Annotated in this window: 1 protein-coding gene; it reads right to left on the bottom strand. The window is 51.4% G+C overall.

What is annotated here, in order from left to right:
* The coding region (locus DM995_RS21405) for a hypothetical protein (RefSeq protein ID WP_198669476.1) at positions 1-422 on the bottom strand (422 nt) is incomplete at its 3' end.
* Positions 423-1,107 lie beyond the last annotated feature (685 nt).

Below are 1,107 nucleotides of genomic sequence, written 5' to 3' on the forward strand. Positions count from 1 at the left end.
TGACAATCAATAAATATTGTGTTGCAAATATAATTCTCCTCGACCTCACGCAGCACCCTATGCATAATTGAGGTTTTTCCGATTTTTCGAATTCCCAGATGAGCCCTTATTTGACCCGCCTGTAATTTACGTGCCAACTCCTGCGCCTCTGTTCTTCGCCCAAAAAACTGAGCGTCGCTGGCAACAGGTCCAGTGACATCAAAAGGATCTTGTGAGAATAACTCAAAAGATAATGCCCTCTCGAAGTCGGCCCCCATAGGTACGTGGCCGTTGCGTGCGTAAATAGGCAGCACAGCTATCCCCTGTTGCCTGCCCCATTTCTTTAATTTTGAATTACCCTTTGGATCGCAGTGAATGATTATACAGATGTTTGGCTCTAACCTTCCATTTGATTGATCTATTTGATCTTTGGCATATGCCAACGACCTCACCTGCTGCTCGTAATATACATTACCAGCAACCAGTATTTCGCGCTCGACGTCCAGTATCGCTCGCAGTCGTTTTGAGGGCCGAGCAAAAATTGAAAAATAGGAGCCTCCACCCTATTTGTGAATCCATTCGTTAGTTGGATGTAGCAGCGGCTCTACCGCTGCCCTCGCTTGCGTTTTCAACTCTCCTAAACCCGGCTCAATATCATTCATACCAGTTCGGCCCTCGTAGTTCAGATCGTGTAACCTTGCATGAAAAGCTATGATGTCAAGGCACCTACTTGTCGAGAGATGACTTTTTCCAGCATCGTGTGCCTGGGTCACTGCCTTCTTTTGCGCTTATGTTTTTTGGGATGCACCCCCAAGAGATTTAATCCACCTTGGTGATCGCGCATCCCCCTTACTCCGACGCTGACGGAGCATCACGCCCGAGTCTCCGCAAGCGGCCCATGCGTATCCTGTTCGTGCATCCCAGTTATCGCTCGGGCGAGCGGAGATTGTGGGGACATGGCCGCCGGCCTCGGTGGCGTATCTCACCGAGCCGCTGCGTCGGAAGGGTTTTGACGACATCCAATTCATCGGCGCGATGACCGGGACGCGATGACGATATAACCGCGCGCGCCGCCTATCGCTGAGCACCAGCGGGCACACGGGCTCACAACCCACCTCCGCCCCAACC

This window comes from Blastomonas sp. UPD001, assembly GCF_003426715.1.
Taxonomy (GTDB): domain Bacteria; phylum Pseudomonadota; class Alphaproteobacteria; order Sphingomonadales; family Sphingomonadaceae; genus Blastomonas.